The sequence below is a fragment of the Indolivaga macrotermitis genome (genome assembly GCF_900128985.1).
Taxonomy (GTDB): domain Bacteria; phylum Bacteroidota; class Bacteroidia; order Bacteroidales; family Dysgonomonadaceae; genus Dysgonomonas_A; species Dysgonomonas_A macrotermitis.
In genome coordinates, this window is sequence record NZ_FQUC01000002.1 from 322,114 (window position 1) to 347,841 (window position 25,728).

At 39.9% G+C, this 25,728-nt stretch carries 12 protein-coding genes; 9 read left to right on the forward strand and 3 right to left on the reverse strand.

Annotation, left to right across the window (positions count from 1 at the left end; all coding sequences use genetic code 11):
* Positions 1 to 8: 8 nt before the first annotated feature.
* Genes kdpA through BUC12_RS04360 form a run of 5 tightly spaced genes read left to right on the forward strand, consistent with a single transcriptional unit; the run spans position 9 to position 7,719 of the window.
* On the forward strand, positions 9 to 1,700 hold the full coding sequence (gene kdpA, locus BUC12_RS04340; RefSeq protein ID WP_062176459.1) for a potassium-transporting ATPase subunit KdpA: 1,692 nt from the start codon (positions 9 to 11) through the stop codon (positions 1,698 to 1,700).
* Positions 1,701 to 1,711: 11 nt separating this feature from the next.
* A complete protein-coding gene (gene kdpB, locus BUC12_RS04345) occupies positions 1,712 to 3,787 on the forward strand; it encodes a potassium-transporting ATPase subunit KdpB (RefSeq protein WP_062176457.1) in 2,076 nt (691 codons plus the stop codon).
* A 5-nt stretch (positions 3,788 to 3,792) separates the two neighbouring features.
* Positions 3,793 to 4,368 carry a potassium-transporting ATPase subunit KdpC gene (kdpC, locus tag BUC12_RS04350; RefSeq protein ID WP_073357286.1) on the forward strand — a complete coding sequence of 192 codons (576 nt, stop codon included), beginning with the start codon at positions 3,793 to 3,795 and terminating at the stop codon, positions 4,366 to 4,368.
* Entirely contained in the window at positions 4,365 to 7,034 is a 2,670-nt protein-coding gene (locus BUC12_RS04355) for a sensor histidine kinase (RefSeq protein ID WP_062176454.1), read from the forward strand. Before kdpC ends, BUC12_RS04355 begins: the two co-directional genes overlap by 4 nt.
* A gap of 4 nt (positions 7,035 to 7,038) precedes the next feature.
* On the forward strand, positions 7,039 to 7,719 hold the full coding sequence (locus tag BUC12_RS04360; protein ID WP_062176452.1) for a response regulator: 681 nt from the start codon (positions 7,039 to 7,041) through the stop codon (positions 7,717 to 7,719).
* A 49-nt stretch (positions 7,720 to 7,768) separates the two neighbouring features.
* Here the strand turns inward: BUC12_RS04360 and BUC12_RS04365 are convergent, their stop codons facing one another.
* From BUC12_RS04365 to BUC12_RS04375, 3 genes are all read right to left on the reverse strand, one after another.
* Positions 7,769 to 8,956: an anaerobic sulfatase-maturation protein gene (locus BUC12_RS04365; protein WP_062176451.1), complete on the reverse strand. Its 1,188-nt coding sequence runs from the start codon at positions 8,954 to 8,956 to the stop codon at positions 7,769 to 7,771.
* Between the two features lie 42 nt (positions 8,957 to 8,998).
* The gene (locus BUC12_RS04370; protein ID WP_062176448.1) at positions 8,999 to 12,973 is read right to left on the reverse strand and encodes a two-component regulator propeller domain-containing protein; all 3,975 of its coding nucleotides are present in this window, start codon (positions 12,971 to 12,973) and stop codon (positions 8,999 to 9,001) included.
* Between the two features lie 114 nt (positions 12,974 to 13,087).
* Positions 13,088 to 15,010, reverse strand: coding sequence for a heparinase II/III domain-containing protein (locus BUC12_RS04375; RefSeq protein WP_062176445.1), 1,923 nt, complete (start codon positions 15,008 to 15,010; stop codon positions 13,088 to 13,090).
* A gap of 593 nt (positions 15,011 to 15,603) precedes the next feature.
* Between BUC12_RS04375 and BUC12_RS04385 the strand changes: the two genes are divergently transcribed.
* Genes BUC12_RS04385 through BUC12_RS04400 form a run of 4 tightly spaced genes read left to right on the forward strand, consistent with a single transcriptional unit; the run spans position 15,604 to position 25,659 of the window.
* Positions 15,604 to 18,723 (forward strand): glycoside hydrolase family 2 protein, encoded by a 3,120-nt coding sequence (locus BUC12_RS04385; RefSeq protein WP_062176439.1) that lies wholly within the window; start codon positions 15,604 to 15,606, stop codon positions 18,721 to 18,723.
* Between the two features lie 3 nt (positions 18,724 to 18,726).
* A complete protein-coding gene (locus tag BUC12_RS04390) occupies positions 18,727 to 20,241 on the forward strand; it encodes a sulfatase family protein (RefSeq protein WP_062176436.1) in 1,515 nt (504 codons plus the stop codon).
* Between the two features lie 6 nt (positions 20,242 to 20,247).
* The gene (locus BUC12_RS04395) at positions 20,248 to 21,810 is read left to right on the forward strand and encodes an arylsulfatase (RefSeq protein WP_082141863.1); all 1,563 of its coding nucleotides are present in this window, start codon (positions 20,248 to 20,250) and stop codon (positions 21,808 to 21,810) included.
* Positions 21,811 to 21,828: 18 nt separating this feature from the next.
* Positions 21,829 to 25,659, forward strand: a complete 3,831-nt coding sequence (locus BUC12_RS04400; protein WP_062176433.1) for a glycosyl hydrolase family 28 protein — start codon at positions 21,829 to 21,831, stop codon at positions 25,657 to 25,659.
* Positions 25,660 to 25,728 lie beyond the last annotated feature (69 nt).

The following is a 25,728-nucleotide window of genomic DNA, read 5'->3' on the forward strand; positions in this document are numbered from 1 at the left end:
GAACTAACATGGAAATAAATGATTATATACAAATATTCCTGTTTCTGTTTTTACTTATAGCACTTACACCGGTATTAGGTTCATTTATGGCCAAAGTATTGAATGGTGAAAGGAATATACTAAGTCCGATATTCGGAAAACCGGAGAGTTTTATCTATAAAGTAATAGGAGTTGATGTAAACCAATCTATGAATTGGAGAAAATATGCCGTCTCGTTATTGGTGTTCAATCTGGCCGGATTTCTTTTTTTACTTTTAGTATTAGTGACACAGAAGTGGTTGCCTTTGAATCCTCAGCATATGGGAAATATGAACTGGCATACTGCCCTGAATACTTCTGTGAGCTTTGTTACTAATACAAACTGGCAATCGTATGCAGGCGAAACCGGGCTGAGTTATTTCAGCCAGATGACAGGGTTAACAGTACAGAATTTCCTGAGTGCAGCAACAGGTATTGCAGTTTTGATCGCATTGATACGTGGAATTATAGGCAAGACAACCGATAAGTTAGGAAACTTTTGGGTAGATATTACCCGTTCTACACTCTATATTCTGTTACCATTATCAATTGTACTTGCTGTCCTTTTAGCAGGGCAGGGAGTTATTCAGAATTTCGATAATTATACCGAAGTGACAACATTGCAGGGAGATACGCAGATTATACCGCAAGGCCCGGCAGCGTCACAAATTGCCACCAAGCAACTGGGAACAAACGGAGGTGGTTTCTTTAATACAAACAGCGCACATCCATTCGAAAACCCGACACCATTTTCCAATTTCCTGCAAGTATTATCAATATTACTTATTCCGGCAGCTTTAACATATACTTATGGCAAAATGGTAAAATCGCAGAAACAAGGCTGGGCAGTATTTTCAGCTATGTTCGTTCTGTTCGCTATCGGACTTTTCGTTTCCCTATATTCCGAATTTCATCAATCGGAATTATGGCATAATATATCTTACATGGAAGGGAAGGAAACCCGTTTTGGTATTACCAACAGCGTACTATGGTCTACCACAACGACCGTGGCTTCCAATGGTTCGGTAAATGCTATGCACGACAGTCTTACTCCACTTTCGGGAATGATAGCCATGATAAACATGATGCTGGGAGAAGTTATCTATGGAGGAGCAGGTGCAGGATTGTACGGTATTGTTATATTCATTATCCTGACTGTATTTATTGCAGGTCTTATGGTTGGGCGTACTCCCGAATATTTAGGAAAAAAGATAGAAGCCTTTGAGGTAAGAATGGCTCTAATAGCCATACTAAGCCCATCGGTAGTTATCCTATTATTCTCAGCGATAGCCTGTACTATCCCATCCGGCTTATCGAGCCTCAACAATGGAGGACCTCATGGCTTATCAGAAATACTTTACGCCTTTACCTCTGCCGCCGGAAATAATGGTAGTGCTTTCGGAGGATTGAACGCATCTACGGTTTTCTATAATCTGATGATAGCCTTAGGCATGCTTATCGGTCGATTCGGGGTTATTATACCGGTACTTGCTATTGCCGGGAGCCTCGCCCAAAAGAAAATAACACCAATATCGCAAGGTACATTCAAGACTGATAATGCTTTGTTTGTCGGATTACTGATTTCTGTAATAATTATAGTCGGAGGTTTGACATTCTTTCCGGCATTATCCCTAGGTCCGATAGTAGACCATATATTAATGCAAAACGGCATATTATTTTAAAACGCTGAAAAATGAAAAGTCAAAATAAAAGTTTTCTCGATAAAAAAATATTAGTGGAAGCAATTAAAACATCTTTTGTCAAATTGAACCCCAATCTTTTGATTAAAAACCCCGTTATATTTATTGTGGCTATCGGTGCATTGCTGACAACCATCATTGTCCTGAAAGGGATTATAGATAATACATTCTCTTCTTTCAATTCACAGATAACCATTTGGCTCTGGATAACCGTATTGTTTGCCAATTTCTCGGAAGCCATTGCCGAAGGAAGAGGAAAAGCTCAGGCCGAAAGCCTGAAAACCAACCGCTCGCAAACCAAAGCACGTATCTTAAAAGGCGGACAGGAAGAAATCGTAGCGGCTGAAAATCTTAAGAAAGATGATATCGTTATCTGCGATGCAGGTGATATTATCCCTTCGGATGGTGAAGTGATAGAAGGAATAGCCACAGTTGATGAATCGGCAATAACCGGAGAATCTGCACCTGTAATCCGTGAAAGCGGAGGTGACCGGAATGCAGTAACAGGCGGAACTAAAGTATTGAGCGACCGCATTGTTATTAAAATTACATCCGATGCCGGAAACACTTTTATCGATCGTATGATAGCATTGGTTGAAGGAGCCAAACGTCAGAAAACACCCAATGAAATAGCTTTGACCATCCTATTATCAGGGCTTTCTATAATATTTCTTCTGGCCGTAGTTACACTTCCCGCTTTTTTCGGGTATAGTTTGCAGGCATCCGGCTTACCTCAATCCGGTAATCTTAGTCTACCTGTTCTTATTGCCCTTCTGGTTTGCCTTATTCCGACCACTATCGGAGGGCTGCTTAGTGCAATCGGCATCAGTGGCATGGACAGGCTGATGAAGCGCAATGTAATAGCCACCAGTGGACGGGCAATTGAAGCTGCCGGAGACGTGGATGTCCTACTATTGGATAAAACCGGAACAATAACACTTGGGAACCGTATGGCAACCGACTTCATTCCTGCCGATGGTGTAAGCTCAGAAGAAATTGCAGATGCAGCACAATTATCGTCGCTGAGTGACGAAACCCCTGAAGGGCGTTCGGTTGTAATTCTGGCAAAGGATAAATTTAATATACGCGGACGTGTGCTCACAAATATGGATGCAGAATTTATCCCTTTTACAGCACAAACACGTATGAGCGGAGTAGATATAACAATCAGTGGAAAGGTACAAAAAATTCGGAAAGGTTCGGTTGATGCTATCCGCTCTTTTATCCTCAATAACAATGGCTTTTTCCCCGAGTGTGTAGAAGAAAAAGCGAATGAACTCGCCGGACAGGGTGCAACTCCCCTGATTGTAGCAAGAGACAATAAAGTATTGGGCATCATACACCTGAAAGATATTGTAAAAGGGGGAATAAAAGAGCGTTTTTCGCAACTGCGGAAGATGGGTATTAAGACAGTTATGATAACAGGCGATAATCCATTGACTGCCGCAGCTATTGCTGCAGAAGCCGGAGTCGATGATTTCCTTGCAGAAGCAAAACCGGAGGATAAATTAAGAAAGATCAGGGAGGAACAGGCTAACGGCCGTTTGGTAGGTATGATAGGCGATGGAACAAATGATGCTCCTGCCCTAGCCCAATCGGATGTCGGTATTGCCATGAGTAGCGGAACACAGGCTGCACGCGAAGCTGGAAATATGGTTGACCTCGACAGTAATCCAACCAAATTGATAGAAGTCGTGGAAGTCGGCAAACAATTGCTGATGACCCGGGGTGCACTGACAACATTCAGTATAGCCAATGACGTAGCTAAATATTTTGCCATTATTCCGGCAATTGCCGTTACATTATATGCTGGCATTTCAGGTAAAGGCGCATTATCTGCACTGAATATTATGGGGTTGTCATCTCCCGAAAGCGCCATATTAAGTGCAATCATATTTAACGCCCTTATTATTGTATTTCTGATACCTCTTGCCCTGAAAGGAGTAAAATACAGAGCTGAATCACCGTCCAGATCTTTGCTCCGCAACCTTTGCATCTACGGACTTGGAGGAATTGTGACTCCATTTATTGGTATAAAATTAATAGACATGTTATTACAAATATTCTGAACAGTATGAAAAGTCAAATTATTATATCATTGAAAATGCTGGGTATTATGACTATTCTTTTAGGCATTATTTATCCGTTATTTATCACAGGCATCGCACAAGTAGCCTTTCCCTCAAAGGCAAACGGCTCTTTGGTTGATATCAATGGCACACTACGGGGAAGCGAACTTATAGGACAAAAAACTGATACAGCTATCTATTTCAGTACACGTCCATCTGCAACCGATTATAATACACTGGCATCAGGCGGCTCAAATCTTGGGCTGACCAGTCAAAAACTATATGACCTTATACAAACCCGTAAAACTGATTTTATAGCCAAAAACTATTTATCGGATGATACAAATATTCCATCCGATATACTGTTTGCTTCTGCCAGTGGATTAGACCCGCATATATCTCCGGAAGCAGCTAGGATACAAATAAATCGTATAGCCAGAGCCAGAGGTTTTTCGGAAGAACAAAAGCAACAACTTACTGTTTTAGTAAATAGGCTGACAGAAATGCCCCAATTGGGCCTATTCGGATGCAGGAGGATAAATGTTTTTATGTTAAATTTGGAACTGGATAAACTGAAATGAGTACAAATGATAAGCGTCCCGACCCTGATAAGCTTCTGGCCTCGATAATCCGGGAAGAAGAAGCCAATAAACGGGGAAAACTGAAGATATTCTTCGGTATGTCTCCCGGCGTGGGTAAGACTTACACAATGTTGCAGACAGCACACCAGGATTTGTCGAAAGGAGTCGATGTAGTTATCGGATATGTAGAATCTCATAATCGTCCCGAAACAAATGCTTTATTAGAAGGACTGGAAATTATTCCTCGCAAAAGGTTAGATTATAGAGGCACACCCCTTGAAGAAATGGATCTGGATGCTATCATTCTGCGGTATCCTTATCTTATTTTGGTAGATGAACTCGCGCACACTAATGTAGAAGGGAGCCGTCATGCCAAACGTTATCAGGATATACAGGAACTGCTTGATAATGGTATAAACGTATATACTACCGTCAACATCCAGCATCTGGAGAGCAGGAATGACACTGTTGCTCAGATAACCGGAGTCACTATGAAAGAGACCATTCCCGATGAAATATTCGAAATGGCAGATGATGTGGAGTTGATAGATGTTACCCCTAATGTCCTTCTCGACCGTTTAGCAGAAGGCAAGGTATACGCACCTGCCCAATCAAAGGAAGCCGTTCAGAATTTTTTCAGAAAAGGGAATATTACGGCACTGCGAGAGATGTCCCTACGACTTGTCGCCGACCGGGTAGATAAACAGTTGAGATCTTACATGCAACAGAAGCAGATACAAGGCCCATGGAAATCAGGGTTGCATCTGCTTGTTCTTGTGGGGCCAAGTAAATCCTCAGCGAAGCTGATTCGCTGGGCAAAGAACCTGTCGTACACTATGGGAGCTAACCTTGTAGCCCTCCACGTAGAGAATACACAAGTACTCAGCGAAGAGCAACAGGAACAGCTTTCTAAAAACATCGATCTAGCCCGCCAGTTCGGAGCGGAAGTGATAATAACTTCCGGAAACGACCTTGTTTCCACAACGCTTGATATTGCCCGCAAAGAAAACATTACGCATATAATAATCGGAAAGTCGGGTAAACAAAGTTTCCTATCATCGTTACTTACAAGGGATAATTTTGTGAACCGTTTGTTGAAAGAAAGTGGAGAAATAGATATTTATATTATAGAACCCGGATTTGAAACAAAGCAATATAAGAAGAAACTGAGCGCATCTCCGGACTTTTCATCTTCATTCAAAAGTTATCTTTTAGCAATATTAGCTGTATTGATCGCTGTTATCTTATGCCTGCCAGTTTCGGCCGAAACCGGTTATCAGTCTATTTCCTTTATATTACTTTTCGTAGTCCTTATACTTTCCATGCTTTTCAGACTTGGCCCAATTATGTTAGCTTCGGCTGTCAGTGCAGTAGCATGGAATTTTTTCTTTATTCCGCCACAATATACCGTGAAGATTACCAAACCCGAAGACTTACTCGCATTTTGTATGTTCTTTATAGTGGCATTGGTGACTGGTACTTTAACATCAAAAGTCCGTAAACAGGAGCTATTAACCCGGAAAAGAGAAGAAAAAACAAATGCCTTATTTCATCTGACAAGTCAGCTTGCTAGTGCAGAAAACACAAAAAAAATAATAGAAGTAGCTAAAGAAGATATAAATAAATACTTTAGTGTAGAAGCCTGCTTTCTGCTTCAGGATGGAGATGGAAAATTAAAAAAGAAACAGAATAATGCCAAACCGGGTAATTTTACCGAGTCGGAGTATAGTATTGCCCAATGGGTTCTCAAACATTCAAAAAAAGCCGGAAAATTCACCGATACATTATCTTTAAGCGACTATAGTTTCTATCCGTTAAAAGGAATAAAAACCAAGCCCGGCGTAGTAGTAATAAAACCCAACAAGAAATTCAACGGAGAGACCGAGTTGTTTTGGGATACCTTCCTGACCCAAATATCAAATACATTGGAGCATCATCATTTTGCCCAACAAGCAAAAAAAGCGAATCTGTTGGATGAATCGGATAAGTTATATAAAACACTGTTCAACTCAATATCACACGAATTGAGAATACCGATCGCAACGATTATGGGCGCCTCCGATACGCTTTTAGCCGAAACATATCCCGAAAAAGTCAGAAATGAACTATATACAGAAATATTAACCGCATCAGGAAGGTTGAACCGCCTGGTCGAGAATTTGCTGAATATATCCAGGCTCGAGACAGGGAAGATAGCTCCCCATATCGACTGGTGCGACATAAATGATCTTTTTAATAAAGTAGCCGATAACTTACAGGAAGATTTAAAACCATATCATTTGGATATGGTTGTTCCCTCATCTATGCCATTGGTAAAACTCGATTTCGGATTGATGGAACAAGCATTACATAATCTGGCTTATAATTCCTGCAAATATTCCAAATCAGGTACAACCATCCGGTTGAAGTCCTTTTATGATAATGGATATCTAATCATTCAGGAGATGGACCGGGGGCAAGGATTCCCGGCTGATACTCTACCTTTTGTGTTCAATAAGTTTTACAGAGCAGGAAATCAGTCTACCGGTGGTCTTGGATTAGGACTCTCTATTACTAAAGGTTTTGTAGAAGCACATAAAGGAACGATAAGTGTAGAGAACAGGCAACACGGGGGCGCACGCTTCACTATAAAAATACCAACAGAAGTATCTTATATAAATATATGACAGTATGAATGATGATACGATTCTTATTATAGACGACGAAACTCAGATACGCAAACTACTTGAGATAACTCTTTCCGCCAGTGGCTATAAGATTGTAGAAGCCACTACTGGAAAAGAAGGTTTATTGATGGCTGCTTCGCATCAGCCATCGCTTATTATCCTTGATTTGGGTTTGCCGGATATGGACGGAATGAATGTATTAAAAAACCTGCGGGAATGGTTTCATAAACCGGTAATCATTTTATCAGTCCGTAGTTCGGAAGAGGACATAGTTCACTCTCTGGATAAAGGTGCAAATGATTATCTTACAAAGCCATTCCGCACAGGAGAATTACTTGCCCGTATAAGAGCTTCGTTAAGATTAGGGCAAACAACGAACGATAATCCCGTATTTGAGATTGGTGATCTGTCAGTGGATATGATAAATCATATTGCCAAAAGAAAAAAAGAGCTATTAGACTTAACTCCCACAGAATTTTCTCTACTCAGTTTATTTGTTAAGAACCAAGGACGCGTGTTGACACATCAGTATATTCTTAAAGAAATATGGGGATACGGATATGTAGAGCAAACACAGTATCTACGGGTATTTGTAGCTCAATTAAGGAAAAAGATTGAAGATAATCCTACAAAGCCTGTTTTACTAGTTACAGAATCAGGGATAGGGTACCGATTCGGAGTATGATACATTTCACCTTCTTTCCGGGAGTCTTACTAGTTCGATTTTTATAGAATTATTTAAAATATCCGTTATGTACAGCTTCCATGATATTTGCCGGAGGCCTTTGATTATTCAATTCATTCTTCATAAAGTCCATATACGGGGCTACATGCTTGAAATACTTGTGATATCCTTTACATAGATAATTAAGTCCCGTTTCGCCTGTCCTTGTTTCTATAATCCTATTTTTAGGACATTCGCCATAGCAGGCAAACAAAAAATCACAATCTTTACACTGACCGGGAAGCGTATCATATTTATCATTACCGAAATTTATTTGTTTATCAGAATACATCATTTCTGTAAGGGTTTGTCTATAAATATTTCCAATCTTATATTCGGGGTATACAAAGTGGTCACAGGCATATACGTCTCCGTTAAATTCCATTACACCTGCATGTCCGCAGTTTTTTGCCAAGGTACACACTCCTGGGTTCTCTCCTACCCAATTAGCCAGAGTAGAATCAAAATACTGAATATAATAGTTCCCTACATCTTGTTTTACCCATTCGTCGAAAATAGTAATCAGAAAATCACCCCATTTTTCGGATGGGACAGACCAAGAAGCCAACTCTCCATTAACTTGTTCGACTATTGGGGCAAACTGGATATAATGGCAATCTAGACTTTTGAAAAAATTGTAGAATTCTAATGGATAGTCAACATTATAATCGTTGACCACTCCCATTATGTTAAATTCAACACCATGTTTTTTCAAAAGGGAGAGACCTTTCATCACCTGAAAGAATGATGGTCGTTTATCCCGTGTTTTCCGGTATACATCGTGGCAGTGTTGAGGACCGTCAATGGATATTCCTACGAGAAAATTATTATCTTTAAAAAATTTACACCAATCGTCGGTTAACAGTGTTCCGTTCGTTTGGATAGCATTATCAATCTGTCTACCCCTGCCATATTTTTTTTGAAGTTCTAAGGCTTTAACATAAAAACTTTTATTTCGCATCAGAGCTTCACCACCATGCCAAGCAAACATGATTTCATTTGTTGTCTGCGAATTAATATATTCTTCAGTAAATCTTTCAAGCAACTCTTCTGACATTGTGAACTTCATATCATTAGGGTATAAATCTTTCTTTTCCAGATAATAACAATAGTTACATCTAAGGTTGCAGACAGCCCCTACGGGTTTGAGCATTACATATAGTGGTCGGGCAAAAGGAGCAAAAGTTATATTGTTCATCGGGGTGTTTCTTGTATATTCTTTTTTATTGGTATATAATTCTCAAGTGTCTCCCTTTTTCAGATATTGTGAAGGGGTAACTCCGAACTCTTTTTTAAAGCATGTACTAAAATAACGGACGTCTAAAAATCCAACTTTCTCGGCAACTTCCGATATACGTAACGCATCTGTTGTCAGTAATTGGGCAGCTCTTTTGAGCCTTATACTTTTTATTAAGTCATTTGGTCCCAGGTTTGTAATGTTTTTTATCCGCCTGTAAAGCATCGAAGTGCTAAGATTCATAGCTTCTGCAAACATCTCGACATTAAAGTCTTCGTTTTGCATATTCTCTTCGATAATGTTCATACATCTTGAGAGGAATTTTTCGTCGGACGATTGCATTTCTATCTTTTGAGGATTGGTAATGAGTTCCAACTTTATTTTTTCACGGATATTTTCCTGATTCTCTACAAGGGACTGGATTCGCCTTTTCAGAAAACTTATATCGAAAGGCTTGAATATGTAGGCATTGCATCCAGCTTCATATCCGTTTTTTTTGTCCAGATCGGATGTGTAAGATGTAAGAATAAGAAATGGGATATCGTTTAGCATGTGGTCGTTTTTGACCTTTTCGCATAATTCCAAACCCTGTTTTTTACCATCGAAAACAACTTCGGAAATAATAAGATTGGGTTTTACCGATAAAACCTTATTATATAAGTCACTGGTGTTTGTAAATGTTTTAATCATCAAAGAAGGGGCACAGACATTTTTTATAAAACGTGCCATTTCCTTGTCCGTGTCAGCCAGATATACCAGAGGCGCATGTGGCAGATAGTCTTCGATTGCAGTATCGCCCAACGATTGATACTCAATATAATTAGCATAAAGATCGGAAATTGCCAGACTTTTTGCTCCGTCCGAAGTTACCATATTGCCTTTGATGTGGGGCGTATCGGACGATATTGAAAAAGAAACAGCATTGGTTTTGTCGTTAATTATGAGTTTCGAATGATGGAGTTTTAATAATTCTCCGGCAAGAGGTATCCCTACATCTATGGATGGATTCATGTTTTTGAGTATCCTGTCCGATTCCGGTTTCGAGTTTTCTTTCTGAATAACTAAAGCAACCTGAAGCTCATGTTGTGATTCATCATAGATGCACTTGAATACAAGCTGTTCACCTCCTTTAATGACTTTATATATGCTGAAAAGAAGGTTGAAGATTACAGTCTCCATTTTTGACGGGTCAAAAACAAGAGTTTGCTTTTCGACATTGGATGTAAAAGAAAAGTCAACTTCCTTTTTCGAGAACAGATCATAGAATCCATCATAGATATTTTTCGCAAAAGAGATAAAGTCATCCTCTACAAGTTCCAGTTTGGCGTCTGCTTCCGATACTTGTTTGAATTCGATTAACTGATCTACCAGCAGAGATAATCTGTTGCTATTACGCAACATTACGGCGAGCATGTATTTAATCTCTTCTTCCGACATGGCATTATAATGTTTCGTCAAATTATCCAGCGGGGTTTGTAGCAATGCCAACGGTGTTTTTATGCTGTATGATATGTCCGTGTAGAGGTCTAATTTGCTCTGAGCTGTTTTCTTCTGAGCTTGCAGATTTTTCTGGTTTTTTTGAATCCTGAAAGCGATCCAGCCCAGAATGGCAAGGCATATCAGTAAGAGAGAATAAAAATACCATGTCTGATAGAAAGCCGGTTTGATCAGTATATTTAGTGATTCAGTATTATCCAGCCATATACCGTTCAGGTCGGTACTTTTTATATGAAGAGTATATTCTCCGGGCGACAGATTGTTATATGAAATAATAGGCACAGCTGCTCCGGCATATATCCAGTCCTTATCCACGCCATCAAGTTTATATGCATGTTTCAGCTTGTTATTATTGTCATTATAGGCTAATGCCGCGAATGAAAAGGAAAATTGGTTTGTCTTATGATCCAGAAAAATTTTATCGGTAAAGTTCAGGTCTTCCTTCAAATAATCAGACCCAACTTCCAAGGCTTTATTATTTACCCTAAAATCGGTAAATCTTACTTGGTAATGTGTTTGATCCGTTGCAATACTTTCGGGATCGAAATAAGTCAACCCATTGATACCGCTCATGTAAATGATTCCATTCCGGTCGATATTGCAACTAAAAACAAAGCCCGGACGCGTAAGTTGTCCGTCATACAATGAGAAATAGTAACTTCTGGCTTCTGAAATATTGTATTTATATATTCCGGATGTGCAGGCAATCCATAGATTTCCTCTGGTATCACTGATTATGCCTACTATATTTATATTTCTGCCGGAGTCGTCTATTTCCATTGCTATGAAGCCATCTTTTTCTTCGCTGAACTTATATAAGCCAGATTCGGTACCGGCCCATATATTGCTGTAATTATCTATATAAAGGCAGTTGACAGGGATAGTGGATTGAATTTGATTAAGTATTTGATATTGTCTGGTTTTGAATTTTTGTTCTTCGTTGTCAAATTCTATTTTTAAAATGCCATTAACTTTACTACTTGCCCATATCACATTTTTTATGTCCTCTTGTATTGACGTGCAGTTATCCCAGCTTATTGATTGAAAATCGATTCTCTTTACCGAATTATTCACCTCGTCAACAACATACAATCCTCCACTTTGGTAACCCACCCATACTTTGTTACTGCGATCTCTGAGCAATGCTTTTACAAAATTGTTTCCGGCAAGGGCTTTTTCTATATTGGGCTTAGAGATATAGGTATCAGTAGCAGGGTTGTAAAATTTCAGATTTCTTTTTGTACCCAACCACATAATCCCCTTAGAGTCAATAGTTATCTGTTCTATTTTATTATCCTGAACATGGTTAATTGTTGGCCTGTTATCAATATACTTTTTAATTGAATAGCCGGAACCTTCATGTTGTAACTTATTCAATCCGTAAGCAGTTCCAACCCAAATATTATTTTTTTCATCCACAAAGATACTCGATACTGTATTGTGGCTCAAAGTTGAGTGGTTATTGATGTCATTCGCCAATGTGTGTACTTTATTCCTTCTTCCGAATGGCAGCATGAACAGTCCGTCTCTTGTACCTATCCAAATATTTTCCAGTTCATCTACATAGAAAACATTTGTTGTATTTGTAAGATCATCGTATTGGAGGGTTGCTAAAAACTTCTCGGTTTGTATATTGTTACCGTTTTTATCTCTGTACAGGATTTCGTTTCCCTGCCCTCTTTTACATAAGATTAAATTATTATTTGCCAGCAAATGGATTGCTGTTATTTCTATATTTTGATGTTTAATATTCTCCAGTGTACCGGAACCGGATATTTTAGCAGTAGTCAGCCTTTCTTTATCCCATATCCAAATTATATTCAGGCTATCGATCAGGATACGCTGATTTGTTGTATATGTGAGCAAGGTATCTGCCTTTATCGTTTCTTTTTTATCAAAGGCTTTCTTTAAAACAGCAAAACCTGATAGCCTCAACAGGTGTCTATCTGTGGCAAACCAGCAATACCCATTTATATCTACAGCCAAAGACGTACTTCCCCTCGTTTTCAGGGCATATAATATATTTAGTTTCTTTTCTTCGGGAAAGTATTGCATAATTCCCCTAACTGTATTCAGGTACAGAATATTTTTCTCTATTATCATTGAGTTTACCCGTAACCCTGCCAACTCTTCTATTTGTTCTAATTGATGGGTGCGTATATTGTACGAGAACAGCCCGATATTACTGCAAATCCAGAGTATATCGGGTGTCTGGAATGATAATTGATAGATACTATTCTTTCCGTCAAAAAGCTTTATCAGTCCTTCTTTATTTATTATTGAATATGAGCTGCCATCGAATCTGGCTAATGCTGCCGGTGTAGCGATCCATACAAATCCTTTGTTATCTTTAGTGAGTGCTACGATTGCATTATCTTCCAGCAGATCTCTTGATAACATAGTTCTGTAATCAATCAGTTTGCCCGCATTTACAATGCCGCAGATTACAAGAAGAAGTAACAGCATAATATGTTTTTTCATAAGGTCAGGTACATTCTTTAATCCTGATAACTAGGTCAATTGTAGATGAAAGATAGCTAACTAAATGCGATATTCCAAAAGGGATATTTTGGCATAAACATTCTTTAATGATATTTAATAAAAGAACGACCTGTCATCCCATGTTTCAATTGGAGATATAGGATTTATTGTCTCATATGAAGCAGCTTCGGGTATAAGATAAACATTGATTTCGGCTTTCTCGCCCGGTTCGAGGGTTGTTGTAAAACCAACCATGATAGTACCCGGGTTAACTTCATCGAATCCGAAGCGTGGCTCTGTAGACCATGTACTCATTTTAACTTTACGTCCTTCTACTTTTATATTCAGTTTTTCACCATTCATGGATAATTCAGCTGTATTTGGACCTGTAATTTTCACATTGGCAGGGGTCAGCATAGCCCATCTGCTATCTGTAAGGTTATCATTATTTTCGATCTCGTCGCGGACTACTACATACTTATCATTCACTATTGCTACTCCTCTCAGGTGTTTTTTTATACTATTGCTTTCTACAAGCGAAAGATCGGTAGCTGCATATACAAAGTCTTTGTAATCTCCATACTTGCCTATATATGCTTTTTCGGTAACAAGTTGATTGTTTCCATTGAAAGTCATAATATTGTGTACATCTTTGCTAAGTCTCAGCACATCCCATCTTTTTGAATACTGGCTTCTGTCGCCCATATTTATTCCATATATATCAATCGAATAATAGTTTTGAATGCCTAAGTCTGTCGCCCATTGGTTAACTCCTCTGTACATTACAAAACTGCCTATATCAATATGCCCATGATTGGTACTGGACATACCACCTTTGAGACCGACAAATAGTTCGTCATTGCCACCCCAATGATTACGCATTATAGCAATAGGCGTAGTTCCTTGTCCCACATACAAGCGTTGCGAAGGTTTTTCCATACTTTCAAATGTATTTTCAGAAGCCCAAAGCATAACTGAGGGAAGAAAGCGGACGTTAAATATACGGTTTTCACTGTATCCTCTGTCTTTCATTGTCAAAAGCCGTTCCCATTCTCCCCACAGTAGCGATTGATTGTTGAGACGGGAAGCAAACCAGAACATTGGGAAAGAAAGAGTTCTGTCCAAGCCGCAATCGGAATAGGCAAAACAACCCATGTTTTGAGCCGACATCTGTAAAATATAGTTGGCTGTTGACATGAAACCCTGGTTGTCAGTCAAGCCAAACGAAGTTCCGTAGAGATCTTCAAGAGTATTGATAAACATTAGCGCAAAAGCAGTTCCATAGCTCCAGTATGTATAGCCTTCCGGATAATTCCCATCCGGCAGATATTCCTGAAAAGCAACTTCACGGATAAGTTCTACCGATCTTTGAATAATTTGCCGCGAGCGTTCAGGATTCAACTCATAAGTCACTATCGCACCTAACGCCATTCCTGTATTACAAACAGCATTCCAGTTATTCTTTTTCTTCAGCCATTTGTAATGCAGTTCATCGGTTGCAGTTTCGGGCATCGATTCGTCAAGCCCTTTCTTTATTATCGAATCAAGTATAATTTTTTTCTCGGCATCACTCAATTCACTATAGAGCCAATCGTAGCCTATAGACAAGGCTAAAGTCATTTCCGCAACACCCAGAAAATGTGATGGTTGCCAGTGATCAAATGTGCATACGTGCATCATTTCCTGCTTTGCCCGCTCCGCATAACGTTTATCTCCAGTCATTCTGTAGGAATAAGAGAGAAAGTATATCCTGCTTAATGCTTTACGTGATACCGAAAGAAAAAGATCGGCGATAGGTTCATATTCAACAACAGGTTCCAGAATAAACTTTTCACTACTCGAGATAATTTCATTATGGACTCGTTTCAAAAACTCATTGTTCTCTGTTTTCTTCATAATTACCTTTTCTGCTCCTTTGGGAAGCATCAAACGTGGATGTGTCCGTTCAAAATGGTATGGTGAATTATTGGCCAGAATATTTAACGAAAATAATATTGCTAATGTTACTAAGATCAGAGGAGATTTCCATTTATTCATATCAAGGTATTATGTTGGTTAATATTATTCTTAAAATTACAAGTTTCAAGTGCAGTACATCAGTGATGCAAAAACAAATTGACATTACATACAAATTTACGGCTATAGGATGAAGATAATATTTCTCAAATATTGCAAACTATATGTACAAATAATGAATATATTCCAAACAGGGTCGAAAGATGTTGTATATGACTCCAAATAATTATATGGATTGTCTCCATATAATCTGGCTATTAAATACGATTGGATATATGTAGTTAATATATACATATCATAATGAGAAGACTTTCTATAACAGTCCTTTTTCAATAAGAGTACAGATGCTAGTAAGGCAAATATATCCATGTCCCGGAGAGTTATGGATAGCTATTTTTGAAACTTTCAACAGGGCAAAAAACAGAACACAACACACTCACAGATAGAACCATACGACAACCGCTGAATGATTTTTCAACATTTATTCAAGATTTTCAATCATCTGCAAATATTATTTTCATTGTCAAACTACCATGTTTTCAGGATTTGCCGGATATAAAGCTTTTCTGCATTCTCTACTTTTACAAAAGAATACTAGAAAACCCCCAAACAAAATGAAACCGACCCATTTATTTCAATTGTCTCTTATATATTTTGTATCCATCTCAATGCATGCCCAGACATTTAGTCCAAAGGATGTGAGAGATGAGGTGGTCATAAACAGGGAATGGACATTCAACTACTTTCCTTCAGGTAAAGAAGATACAACAACAATTCAAAACAACTATAACGATCAGCAGTGGAAGGCCATAGCATTACCTCATACATGGTCGACATATGAAACAACAAATGACATCCATCCTTATATAATGTATGCCTCGGAACGCGAAGACCCGTATTGGTGGAACGGATGGGGGTATTATCGGAAACGTATTATTTTAGGAAAAGAGCTTGAAAAGAAAAAGATTTTCATCGAATTTGACGGAGTCCAAAAGTATTGTAAAGTATATTTTAATGGAAATCTACTAGGAGAGCATAGAGGAGGTTATAGTGGTTTCTATTTCGACCTGACACCTTATGTCAGACTGGGAGAGGAAAATACACTTACAGTCTCGGTATCTAACCGACGCGATGACAAATTCGGGATAATTCCTCCGGCAACAGCAGGTAACTTTAATGTATATGGAGGAATATACCGCAGTGTACGTTTAGTTATAAAAAATCCGGTACACATACCTTTTCAGGGCTCATACAAGCATGAAGGCGGGACTTTCGTCACCACTCCGAAAGTGAACAACGATGAAGCGACAGTTAACGTCAAAACCTATGTCAAAAATGATGCAATAGGAAATAAAAGTATAGAACTAAAAACTATAATTACGGATGCCGACAGGAATATTATAGAAAATATACTGTCTGTTGCAACCATTGCTCCGGGAGTGATACACGAATTTTCGCAAAACTCAAAAACGATCCTGAATCCGAAACTTTGGAGTCCTGAGTTCCCCTATCTATATAATGTATATACCGAAGTATGGGCAGATGGAAAACTTTGTGATACATATCTTTCGCCATTAGGGTTCCGTTGGTTCGCATGGGATTTTACCGATAATAAGCTGATGGTGAACGGAAAGAAAATACATATCCATGGAACAAACCGCCATCAGGAATACCCTTGGGTAGGCGATGCCATGCCTTACTGGATGACCCAACGCGATATGATGGACATCCGTTACGGTATGAATACAAACTTCATGCGCACTGCACATTATCCGCACGACCCTATGGTGTATAATTTTAATGACGAGCATGGAATAATAACAGTCGTGGAAGTGCCCAATATTAAACCGATAAATTTCGGGCGTAATATACAGGAGAGGAATATGCGTGAGATGGTGCGCAGTTACCGCAATCATCCGTCTGTCTTTTTCTGGAGTGTCGGTAACGAAACCAGCAATGCCGGTGATTCCAAATGGGTATACGAAGAAGATACTACACGCATTATACACGAGCGTAAAACGGAGAATTATGGCGATTTTGTAACTCATCACGCATCTAATCTCGATATGGAAAATTTACTCAGGGTTACTATCCGGGGTTGGTATAATAAAGATGTCAAAGATCTGGAGCCGTCCAACAGTCACGGTGTCGACAAAAGCGGGCAGCATGCAGGAACTGAAGAATGGCAACATAAAATGGCAAGAGTTGACAATGGAAATATCAGGGGACGTATCGACCGGGATGTCGTAGGCTGGCTTTACGAAGACCATGGTTGCGACAGGCTATATAAAGATTCGCCGCTTCAAAACATCAATTATAAAGGCTGGGTAGACTTGTACCGGATACCTAAATATATGTATTACTTGTGGCAGGCAAACTACTTGCCGGAGGCAATGGTACACATTCAGCCTCACTATTGGAGGGAGAATTATCTGGGTCAGAAGAAAAGCATTCAAGTTGACAGCAATTGCGATAAAGTCGAACTATTTGTGAACGAAAAAAAAATAGGAGAACAATATCCATCCAAAGAAAATTTCTTTACTGTGGAATTTAAAGATGTACCAATTGTCAGCGGATCTTTGAAAGCTATAGCTACACGGGGTAAGGAAAAAGTAGAAAGCTCTCTGAATCTGGCAGGAAAGCCTGCCCAAATAGTATTGACAGCCGAACAAGGTACCATACCGGCAGACAGAAGTGGTATAGACATAGTTATAGCCGATGTAGTTGATGCAAATGGCAACCGTGTAATAGGCTTCAGTGAACCACTCACATGGGAAGTACTTGGAGAAGGGAAACTGGTAGGGCATAATGTATACTATTCAGATATTGATAAAACCCTTTCGGCTGAAGGGAGTGGCTATGTGGTAACGCCTATACCTAATGTAGTACGTTCGACCAACAGACCCGGAACAATAACCGTACGGGTATCTTCTCCGGGACTGAAAAGCGGAGAGATTGAAATAATGAGCGTGGCTGTAGACAGAAAGCAAACTGGTGGAATAAAAGAGCCTGTTCTGACAGATGCCGGACGTATGACCTCTATCCCCAAAAATGAGGAATTCAGGGAGACTGTCGAATATATTCAGGAAATGAAGTACATATCCAATCCTACACGCATCGACGGATCATCGTTGGATGAATACGAAAACATTATGCGACGGTATGTTATAGAAAGAAACCCGCAGATCGATACATTGTCTACCGAATTCAATGTTCTGGTTAAGAGGCTTGGTTCATACTTACAAGGGACATCCGGTGAATTGACTGAAGATGATTATAATTTTATAGCTCAGTCGTATAACGACCTCAGATTGCTTTCGAGGACAATAGAAGGCCGAAATTTTCATCCCAATTATACAGACGAACTTATAAGGTATTATTCACACAAGCTTCTGACCGACAATAAGATTATTGACGTTACAACAGAGCAAAATATGATTAATAGTATTCCTCGCGAGATAGATATTTTATTTATACGTAATCCACAGAAATCTAACCAGATATTACCAATTCAATACGGAAACACCACCTATCGCTATTCGGCAGTGGCAGGTTCGATAGAAGAAGCTCTGGATTTACTTCATCCCGATGAGTACAAAAAGCTCTCGACAGAAGAAAAGACCCGGTTACTCGACTATCTGACTAAAATTAATCCGGCAATAACAAAGACCAAAGACGGGTATAAAATTAAATTCGATAACCCGATCGCTATACCCAGAGACATTAAAATGTAACATATGAAAACCATGATTAAACATACTGTTTTACTATTGCCACTGGTGGCTGTCAGTTCATTCGCTAAACAGGAACAGCGACGTCCCAATATACTTTTTGTCATAGCCGACGATCAGTCTTATCCCGATGCATCGATATATGGCAGCAGTATGGTACGCACACCGGGGTTCGATCTGGTAGCATCGCAAGGCGCACTTTTCAACAATGCTTATGTTACTTCACCGGGAAGTAGCCCTTCAAGGGCAAGCATGCTGACAGGAATGTATCCGTGGCAAATAGAAGAAGCCGGAACCCATGCCAGCTCATTTCCTGCAAAATATATTTGCTATCCGGATATTTTAGCCAAATCGGGCTATCATATAGGATTCACAGGTAAAGGCTGGGGACCCGGCGATTGGGCGGTATCCGGAAGACTGCATAATCCGGCAGGTCCCGAATATAATACACATAAACTAGATCCTCCGTATAGTGGAATTTCGAAAGTAGACTATACAGCCAACTTCAAGCAGTTTTTGTCCGAAAGAGATAAAGATCAGCCTTTTTGCTTTTGGCTTGGCACACACGAACCACACCGCCCATACGAGAATATGTCGTGGTTAAAGGAAGGAAACAACCTTTCAATGGCTGCAGTACCCGGTTTCCTACCGCCTTCGGACGATGTTAAAGGCGATCTTCTTGATTATGCGGTAGAGATAGAATGGTTTGATAAACATCTGATGAATTGTATCGAAGAACTGAAGCGTATAGGTGAGCTTGATAATACAATTATAATCGTGACAGCCGATAATGGGATGTCATTTCCTCATGCAAAAGCTAACTGTTATGACGCCGGATTACATGTGCCATTAGCTATCTGCTGGGGTGACAAGGTGAAACCTTCTCAGGTAGTAAATAATCTGGTTAGCCTTGTAGATCTGGCTCCGACAATATTGCAGATTGCAGGTCTTGAACCGCATACGATGCATGTTGGAGAAAGCCTGTTGCCTCTTATTACCGGAAATGGGCAAACGTATTCGAGAAAAACTGTTTTTGCCGGGCGTGAGCGCCACTCATACTCGAGATTCGATAATTGGGGGTATCCCATGCGCAGCGTACGTTGGAAAAATTATCTGTTAGTACATAATTTCCATCCTGAACGCTGGCCTGCAGGCGATCCACAGGAGTTGGGAAAAAATGACGAACCGAAAGAAATACACAAGGGTTACTTTGATATTGATGCTGCCCCTTCAAAGGATTATCTGGTATCTCATCGTAACGATCCGTCGGTTACTCCGTTTTTTAATGCATCGGTTGCCAAACGTCCCGAATATGAATTATACAATCTGAAAAATGATCCGGCATGTATGAAGAATATAGCTTCAGATACTAAGTTCAACAATATTATTTCAGAAATGAAACAAATGCTCCAGACGAAACTGGAAGAAACAAATGATTCGCGTATAGGCAGCAATCCCGAAATATGGGAAAGTTACCCGCGTACGGAAGGTAAAATGAGAAAGTTTCCTGATAAAAACTAAAATGGCATGAAAAAACACTATAATTTGATAACACTGTCTTTATTCCCCATATGTGGGATTATAGCGCAGAATGAAAAGGTATCAGAACGTCCTAATGTTTTGTTGATTTTAGCCGATGACCTGGGTTGGTCGGATATAGGATGTTATGGCAGCGAAGTCCGTACTCCGAATATCGATGCCCTGGCCGAATCCGGTGTAAGGTTTACTCAATTTCATAATACATCTAAAAGCTATCCTTCACGTGCGTGCTTGTTGACCGGGCTTTATGCCCAGCAGAATGGGTATTCTAAGTATTTCGGTGGCCCTCTCGAAAATAGTGTTACTCTGGGGGAATATATGAAAAGTGCAGGATACCGGACTTTATGGTCGGGCAAGCATCATGGTGAAGAAAATCCGCGAACCCGTGGTTTCGATCACTATATCGGGTTGAAAGATGGTGCCTGCAACTATTTTAATCCGGGTCTTCAACGTTATGGAGAAGAGCGTCCTGCGCAGAAATCACACCGGAGAAAATGGTGTATCGAGGATAAAGAATATGCACCGTATACTCCAACCGATAAAAACTTTTATACAACCGATCACTTCACCGATAATGCACTGATGTGGCTCGACCAATACAAGGAAGATGACCGTCCGTTTTTTCTCTATCTGGCCTATAACGCACCGCACGATCCGTTAATGGCTTGGCCCGAAGATATCGCCAAATATAAGGGGCAATATAATACCGGTTATGAAGCGATCCGTAAAGCCAGATATGAAAAACAGCGCAAGCTGGGAATAATAGACAAGCGTTACGAACTTTCGGCGCCTATATATCAGCCATGGGAAAGCCTGACTCTGGAACAGCAGGTAGAAGAAGCTGAAAAAATGGAGGTGTATGCAGCAATGATTGACCGTATGGATCAGAATATAGGCCGTGTGATAACAAAACTGAAAGAATTAGGTAAATATGAGAACACGATCATAATATTTATGTCCGACAATGGAGCCTCGGCCGAAGTTATAGAACTATCTGACAGCTATGGACCAATCGGGTCTCTATCGAATTGGAAATCGCTGGGCGAAAATTGGGCAAACGTATCTAATACGCCTTTACGCTATTATAAGAATATTAGTTATCAGGGTGGGATTAGTTCTCCGCTTATTGTTACATGGCCTAAAGGAGGTGTTAGTGCAGGAACGAAGTCGGGCTTTGTCGGGCACATGATCGATATAATGCCAACCTTCGTTGATATTGCCGGAACGGACTACCCGTCTCAATATCGTGTCCGTACAATCCTTCCTTACGAAGGCATTTCATTATTACCTGCCATACTCGGAGGAAAAACAGAAAGAGAGAAACCCATATTCTGGGAATGGCAGCACGGGCGTGCTGTGCGGGAAGGAAAATGGAAGCTGGTAAAACAAGGGTTTGACTCTCCGTGGACATTATTTGACATGGGAAAAGATCCTTCCGAAACTGTCGATCTCGCATCTAAAAATCCCGAAACAGTAGAACGTATGAATAAAATGTTCGAAGATTGGAAAAAAAGGGTTTCGATAACTAAAGGTGTAAAAGCTATCAAATAAAAAATAAATTAATATACTATGATGAAAACTGTAAATTACATATTGTGCCTTCTGTTAACGTTCGCAATTCCGCATCTTGCTTTTTCCCAAAAAGGATGGGACTATGTTAAGGAAATAGAGAAAAACATTAAACCTCCGGTATTTGCAGACAAAAATTATAATATCGTTCATTTTGGAGCGGAAAAAGGTGGAGTAAAGGATGCCCGTCCAGCTATAAATGCGGCTATTACCCAATGTAGCAACAATGGAGGAGGGCAAGTTACGGTACCTGCAGGTAAGTATTTTATAAAAGGCTCGATAATATTAAAGAGCAATGTCAATTTGCATTTATCAGAAGGGGCGGAACTAGTATTCAGCAGCGATGAAAAAGATTATCTTCCGGCAGTGCTTACCAGATGGGAAGGTACCGAGGTATTCAATTATTCACCTCTTATATATGCCTATCAGGTTGAAAATATAGCTATAACCGGAAAAGGATTGTTAAACGGACAGGGCTCAAAGAATATTGCTACATGGAAGCCGAACCAGAAAGAAGACCAGAAACTTATACGTACTATGGGACGTGATGGAGTGTCTGTATACAAGCGCTTGTTTGGAGAAGGTCATTGGCTTCGTCAGGCTTTTGTGGAACCTGTAGGATGCCGGAATATCCTTATCGAGGGCATTAAAATAATAGATGCCACTTTCTGGGTAATACATCCTATTGCTTGCAACAATGTCACTGTACGCGATGTAATTATAGATAGCTTCAACCCGAACAGCGATGGTTTCGACCCCGAATCGACAACTAATGCATTGATCGAAAAATGCCATTTCCGCACCGGGGATGATGGTGTGGCTATTAAATCGGGACGCGACCAGGATGGTTGGAGGATAGGGCAACCATCCGAAAACATAATTGTACGTGATTGTACTTTTGAAAGCCTTGCCAATGGAGTATGTATCGGCAGCGAAATTTCGGGAGGCGTCCGCAATGTTTTTATCGAAAATATTACCATTCCTAAAGCCAGTAACGGAATATATTTTAAATCTAACCTTGACCGTGGCGGATATATTGAAAATGTTTGGGCACGTAACGTGAAAATTGATTCCGTCAAAACTGCGGTAAAGTTCGATCCTGATTATAAATCGGAAAGTAAAGAAAACGACCCCACACATTATAAAGGCTTTGTTATTGAGAATGTAGATTGCCGCTATGCTTCGCATAATGCACTTGAAATTAATGGTTTCAAAAATATGCCGGTTACAGACGTTACTCTAAAGAATATCAAGGTCGAAAATACACCGGCTGCCTATGAGATACATAACGCACGTAAAGTTTCGTTACAGAATGTTATTGTTAACGGAAAGCCGGTAATACATATAGAGCCGGAGAAAACAATATCTCTGAATGGCTTATGGGATGTCCGTATGACAGACAAAAAGCCGGATAGTTATACCTCCAAAGTACCGGTTCCGGGAATACTTACCATGTCCCAGCCTCTTGTCGCAGAAGGATTGCACGGTAACGAACTGAAAGATGATGTAGGTTATAGCTATGTATGGTATCATTTAGATTTCGATGTGAACGAAGAACATTACAAATCGGCGATTCTGAAAATCAGGGCAAAATATAACGCCTTGGTATTTCTCAATGGAAAAGAAATAGGATATGATCATCATTGCACATACTCTCATGCCGAATTCGACATCAGCGATGCAATTAATTATCAGGGTCGTAATGAGTTGATAGTCCGTGTGGGCAGTTGGAATACAGCATCTTCTCCATCGAAGGAGAATAGCTCGGAATGGTGGCGTAATTCAAGAGCTCCGGGTCTGTGGGACGATGTCTCTATCGAACTCGGAAATTCAGTTGGGATTAAGCACATTAAGGTCTTACCCGAAGTTAAAAACAAGCAGACTCTTTGCGATGTTGAAATTACCAACAAAGATAACCCCGATGCGGACCTGACCATAACAGCTTCCATTTTCGACGGTGGCCTCCTTGTCAGCAATGTGACAAGTAATGTTAAGGTCGAAAAAAACAGTAGTCAGATCGTTTCTATGAAAGTCCCTTCAGGGATGCTGCAATATTGGACTGCCGGAAAAGAAGGAACCCCAAAGCAATATTGCATGAATATCACGGTAGCCGATACTCAGGGAAATATTGTCTCCGACAAAAGCACTATGTTTGGATACCGCAATATTGAAGTTCAGGGTAAAGATGTATTACTGAACGGGAAGAAAGTAATGTTCCGCACCGAAAACATAGCATTTGTGAGGGCTCTGAACCGTTGGCAGGATGTAATGTTCGATGAAACCTGGATACGTAAATTCTTACGCATGGCTGTTCAGGATTATAATTTCAATTATCTGCGCATCCACTTAGGGCATGCATATAGCAAGTGGTACGAGATTGCTGATCAGGAAGGTATAATGCTTCAGGACGAATGGCGGTATATGCATGATGATGAGCCTGTAGGGAAGGATCGTGAAGAAGTGGAAATAGAGTTTCGCCGTTGGATAAAGCAGAATGTAAATCATCCGTCAATTGTCACATGGGATCAGGAAAATGAAGGGCATGTAAGGCTCGAAGACCTGAAAACTGAACTCAGAAAATACGACCCTACCCGTCTGTGGGGAGAAGATGACTTCTATGCGAAACATGTCTATGATTATTCGGAGCAAGTTGTACCGGCTCCATACTTCCAACAAGCAACAGATCGTCCTTCGACAATATTAGAGTCGTGTCGCTTATGGACCAATGAATTTGGATTACTTGAACCTCGCGAAGATTATAAAACAAGCCGCACATCAACCGGCTGGGGAGTATTTTATTATGATACCAATATAATAGGTCAGTTACTAGCCGATTTGCATGCCGATATAGGTACCTATTATCGTAAAACCCGTCTTCAGGCTTGGGCTCCATTTGCATTACTCAGTGGATGGGTTAACGGGCAGAATTTTCTGCTGGGAAATATTGCGGATTCTTTGACAGTGCAGCAAAACCTGCAACTATCATTAATCAGGTTAAATGAACCGATAGGAGTATCGGTGGATATGCTTCAGTGTCAGGAATGGTATAACCAGAAAACAATCTATAAGCTGGGAACCAGCTATACAAAAGATGTGGTAGCATGGAACGATTTTGATACAGATGCAGAAGTTCAGGTTATCCTGAAGATTAAATCTCTTGACGGAAAAGTGGTTAGCAGCCAGCAGTCGGCATTATTGATACCAAAATACGAATCTTCGGGTATTCAGATAAAGTTTACAACACCTAATATCAGTGGCTGCTACATATTAGAACCATCCCTTATTCTCGAAGATGGTTCGACTATAACAGGACCTCAACGCAGATTACTGATTTCTAAAAGCTATGATAAAAAACTGGAAGGTTATATGGCTTTCGGAGGCAGGCGTACTCCGATAGAGGGAGGAGAGTCTTGCATCAGGAATTTCCTCAAATACGATCCTCCGGCTAAGGTCGCAGAAACAATCATAAAGGCTGCCGAAGGTAATTTACTCGACAGGCTATCATTTGCTGATAATATATATACTATGCAGTCTACTTCTTATAAAAATATAAATGAATTCACAATCACAACAACTAAAATAGACAATACCGGCAAAATACTTTCTACAGAAAAAGCAAATGCTATGAATTATGTCGATTTGCCAAAGGGAACCCGTGATATTATTGCAGAACTAATAGGCGCAGTACCTGTAGACGAATCCAGAATAATTGTAAGGAAAAATGATGGATACACCAACTATGATGTACGCTTAAATGAAAGCGCAATACGTTGCAAACTCTCTATAAATGATGACGGAACTGTCAGGGATAAAAAAGTAATCAAACAATAGTTCTCTGAACAGGAGCAAAAATAAATTGTCATTTTTTTTTAAAATACAGTATCAACGAAACCTATATTA